The organism is Polaromonas sp. P1_E3 (genome assembly GCF_056405935.1).
Genome location: NZ_JBFUBD010000231.1, coordinates 1 through 4,376, shown reverse-complemented (window position 1 = coordinate 4,376; position 4,376 = coordinate 1). Strand labels below are relative to the sequence as shown.

Genomic DNA, 4,376 nt, shown 5'->3' with positions numbered 1-4,376 from the left:
CGCCAGCAGCGCCGCCACGATGGCCCAGCGGCGTAGATAGGCCCCCGGGGCGGGGGTGGCAGGGGTAGATTCAGCGGCTGTCGTGATCAGAAGGCCAGCGTACCATCGGCCGCAGCAGGCTTGCTTCAGGACGGCTTGGCGGGTGTCGCGGGTGCCCTAGGCGCGCCCAGGGGCATCAAAACCCCTCACAGTCTTGATCTGTATCAACTTTTACCTATAAAAAGTGCCTGCAGCCCAATAAGGACGAGCGCGAGCAGCTATCAAATAAATAGCATGCAGCACACCCGGAGCGCCCGCCGCACGGCCCTCCCACGCCGCTCGCACTCCTTACAGCCTCCCGCCGCCACCCATAACCCCACTGCCAAAATCGCCCCATCCTGTTAAGCTGGCTGCCCGACTTTTAATAACGATTTGAGAGACAACACCATGCCCGGACTCCTCCCCAACGTTGACCCTGACGGCCTGCTCGAGTTTTCGGTGGTCTACACCGACCGCGCCCTCAACCACATGTCAAAAAGCTTCCAGGGTGTGATGAGCGACATCTCCCGCATCTTGAAAGACGTGTACAAGGCGCACGCCGTGGCCCTGGTGCCCGGCAGCGGCACTTACGGCATGGAAGCCGTGGCCCGCCAGTTTGCGGGCGGCAAGCACGTCATGGTCATCCGCAACGGCTGGTTCAGCTACCGCTGGACGCAAATCTTTGACATGGGCCACATCCCTGCGTCGCACACCGTGCTCAAGGCCAAACAGACCGGCCCCGGCGCGCAAGCCCCCTGGGCGCCCGCACCCATTGCCGATGTGGTCGCTGCCATCGCCAAAGAAAAGCCCGCGCTCGTTTTTGCCCCGCACGTAGAAACCGCTTCCGGCATGATCCTGCCCGACAGCTACCTGCAGGCCGTGGCCGCAGCGGTGCATGCCGTGGGTGGCCTCTTTGTGCTCGACTGCATTGCCTCCGGCGCCATGTGGGTCGACATGAAGGCCACCGGCGTTGACCTGCTCATCTCCGCCCCGCAAAAAGGCTGGAGCAGCTCACCCTGCTGCGCCATGGTCATGCTCAGCGAGCGCGCCCGCGCCGCGATAGACAGCACCGCCAGCTCCAGCTTTGCCTGCGACCTCAAGAAGTGGATGCAGATCATGGAGACGTATGAAAACGGCGGCCATGCCTACCACGCCACCCTGCCCACAGACGCCCTCACGCGCCTGCGCGCCGCCATGAAAGAAACGCAAGACTACGGCTTTGCCAAAGTCAAAGCCGAGCAGGAAGCCCTGGGTAGCAAGGTGCGCAAACTGTTTGAAAGCCGCGGCCTGCCCAGCGTGGCCGCTGAAGGCTTCAAGGCCCCGGGCGTGGTCGTCAGCTACACCACAGACCCCGACATCCAGTCCGGCAAAAAGTTTCTTGCGCAAGGTTTGCAAACCGCCGCCGGTGTGCCGCTGCAGTGTGATGAGACCGCAGACTTCAAGACCTTCCGCGTCGGCCTGTTTGGCCTCGAGAAGTGGCACCAGTCTGACCGCACCGTCGGCCAGCTCGCCGCCGCACTCGACCAGATCGGCCTGACCGAGAAGGCGCGCCAGGCTGTCGCGGCCTGAGCGGCTGTTTCTCATCGGGAGCTTCGGCTCCCTTTTTTATGTCCGCTTTTTGTTTTAATCCATCCCTTCATCTATTCATTCCTAAAGAGACGTGTCCATGAAATGCGCTTTGGTCGGTTCCCGTTTTTTCGCAGCCTCGGTATTTGAGGCGCTTCGCAAAGAAGAAGGCATTGAGTTCACCAGCATCGTCGCCCCCGCTGAAGACGACCGGCTGGCGATTGCCGGGCGCGCCGCCGGCATCCCCGTGCATGTGCTGGCCAACCCCAAGATCGTGCCCGGCGAAGCGATTGCCGAAGGCACCGAACTCATCATCGCCGCGCACACGCATGCCCGCGTGAGCGACGACGCACTTGCACGCTCGCGCCTGGGCGGCATCGGCTACCACCCCTCGCTGCTGCCAAGGCACCGCGGCATTGCGGCCGTTGAGTGGACGATTCTGGAAGGCGACCCCATTGCCGGCGGCTCCGTCTACCACCTGGCCGACGGCTGGGACGCCGGCGCCATCGCCGCGCAAGACTGGTGCTTTGTCAAAAAAGGCGAAACCGCCCGCGAACTGTGGGAGCGCGCCCTGGCGCCCATGGGCCTGGCACTGCTCAGCAAGGTCGTGCACCACGCCCGCCTGCAAGGCAGCCTGCCCGCCGAGGTACAAGACCCCGCCTTCGCCACCCGCGCGCCCATGCTGCGCAAGGCCGTGGTGCTGAAGGAAGAGACCTCATCCGCCAACACCTCGCTGGTCGTCTCCATCGTCGGCACCGACCGCCAGGGCATCGTCAGCTCACTCGCAGACAAAGCCCAACGCTTCGGCGCCAACTGGGCCGCCAGCCGCATGACACGCCTGGCCGGTGAATTCGCCGGCATGGTCCACTTCGAAGTGCCCCGCGAGAATGCCGACAACCTCGCCAACTCATTGCGCGGCCTGCAGTCCAGCGGCCTGCAAGTGGTGGTAGCAAAAAGCGATGGCGCCAACACACCCGCCGCCCTGCGCGTGTTTGAACTCGAACTGGTAGGCGAAGACCGCCTGGGTATCGTCAGCAAGCTCACGAAAATGCTCGCCGAGCGCGGCATCAGCATCGAAAGCATTCACACCGACATCGTGCGCAGCGGTGTCTCAGGCAAGCAGACCTTCAAGGTCGAGGCGCACTTGCTGGTGCCGGCCAAGTTGTCGGTAGAGGCGTTGCAGAAGGAGCTGGGGACCTTGGCCAGCGAGATGATGCTGGATATTGCGTTGGGGGAGCGGCAGGTTACTGGGTAATGAGCCACTGTCGACTTGTCAACTAGGCTACAAAGTTTCACAGACACTTAACCAACCAAGTCGTTCAGGGCAAAGGAACGGCGTTTACTTTCAACTATCGAGAATCTATGACCACTATTGTTGTGCCGGCGGCCATTGTCAGACAGGGCGATCTGACCCTTTACACCACATCAATAAAAGTCCGAGATTTAATCGTTCCTGGTTTCTACAGTGTTGAGACACTTGATCCGGATAACGCTAACGATAGTGGTTATCAAAGACTTCTAAATACCGCTCGAGCAAAAAGACTTGCTGACTACATAGTGGAAGGCCAAGAAAGCAAGGATGCTTTTCTACCCACCTCCGTGTTTCTTGCTACGGATAAGGCGATTTCCTACGATATCGACAAACACAGCATCGCGATCAACATAGATGAGGTGGGGCCGTTTGGGGTCGTGGATGGGCAGCATCGTCTGGAGGGTCTAAGAATCGCAGCGGAACGTGACGACAGGGTGMTCGACTTCGATGTTGCTGTGAATATAGCTACTTCACTTCCAAAGATTCATCAGATGTGCCACTTTCTAATAGTGAACACGACTCAGAAAAGTGTGGAGGCTGGCGTTGAGCAGCGCATTATTGCGCGGCTGACCGAAGCGATTGACATTGAAGATATGCCAACGCTTCCTAAGTGGATAAGAAAAAGAGTTGAGCTAGGCGATGTGGCTCAGGCGGTTCGCCTAGTCGACTACTTGAACCAAACGGAGGATTCGCCATGGCGCGGCAAGGTACTTATGGCAAATGCTGCTCGTGAGGGATCCACGATTAATCAAAAATCATTTGTGAAGGCAGTTGTAAAGTATGTTCTAACTGCTAACAACCCATTAAATGCTTTTCGGGATTTTGAAAAACAAAAGAAGATATTTCTTAATTACTGGAAGGCGATCGCCTCTGTTCTTGACGATGGCAATTCGGCCGTTTTATTTAAGTACAACGGCGTTGAGTTATTTAGTAAGTTTTCGATTCCATTTTTTATGAAGCTGCAAGTCAATGGAAACTTTACTGTCAGTGTGCAAACTGAACTCCTAAAAAAGTGTTTGGAGAATGTAGAGGGCGACTATGCGGGGGTAGGGCACCCAGATTGGTGGGCCAGTGGCTCTAAGGCGAGCTTCCTTAACTCTGGTGCAATAAATCAAGTTGCAGGTGCGATGGGTGCGGCGTTGAACTCTACTTCAACGAATTCATCAATTGAAATATGAACGTAGGGAAATTGATCCCAATGGCTCCCAGTTGGGAACCATTCTCTTTGAATAAGTCAAAATTTATTCCGGCTAAATCTGGCTGTTATGCGCTTACTACCTTCGATGGGACAATTTTGTATGTCGGTCTCGCAGTTGATCTTCGGAGGCGTTTTATGCAGCACCTTGATAGCCCAGAAAAAACAGCCGTAACACCCGATGGACGAGCAACAAAATTTTTCTGGCTAGAAACTTCAGATACAAATAGAGTCGAGCGAACATGGCTCAATATTCACGTTCATAACGAGGGTAGATATCCTCTG

The 4,376-nt window shown here is 57.1% G+C and carries 4 protein-coding genes; all 4 read left to right on the top strand.

Annotation, left to right across the window (positions count from 1 at the left end):
• Positions 1-426 precede the first annotated feature (426 nt).
• Positions 427-1,587, top strand: a complete 1,161-nt coding sequence (locus AC1D0Z_RS16585; protein ID WP_477659318.1) for an aminotransferase class V-fold PLP-dependent enzyme — start codon at positions 427-429, stop codon at positions 1,585-1,587.
• 97 nt (positions 1,588-1,684) lie between these two features.
• The gene (locus tag AC1D0Z_RS16580; RefSeq protein ID WP_477659317.1) at positions 1,685-2,839 is read left to right on the top strand and encodes a formyltransferase family protein; all 1,155 of its coding nucleotides are present in this window, start codon (positions 1,685-1,687) and stop codon (positions 2,837-2,839) included.
• Positions 2,840-2,946: 107 nt separating this feature from the next.
• Positions 2,947-4,074, top strand: coding sequence for a DGQHR domain-containing protein (locus AC1D0Z_RS16575; protein ID WP_477659316.1), 1,128 nt, complete (start codon positions 2,947-2,949; stop codon positions 4,072-4,074).
• Positions 4,071-4,376: GIY-YIG nuclease family protein (locus tag AC1D0Z_RS16570; RefSeq protein WP_477659315.1), on the top strand; the 306-nt coding region annotated here is incomplete at its 3' end. The genes AC1D0Z_RS16575 and AC1D0Z_RS16570, both read left to right, overlap by 4 nt.

What these genes read in the sequence shown, in the direction of transcription:
- AC1D0Z_RS16585 (WP_477659318.1), top strand. Translation starts at nt 427, where the DNA reads ATGCCCGGACTCCTCCCCAACGTTGACCCTGACGGCCTGCTCGAGTTT.
- AC1D0Z_RS16580 (WP_477659317.1), top strand. Translation starts at nt 1,685, where the DNA reads ATGAAATGCGCTTTGGTCGGTTCCCGTTTTTTCGCAGCCTCGGTATTT.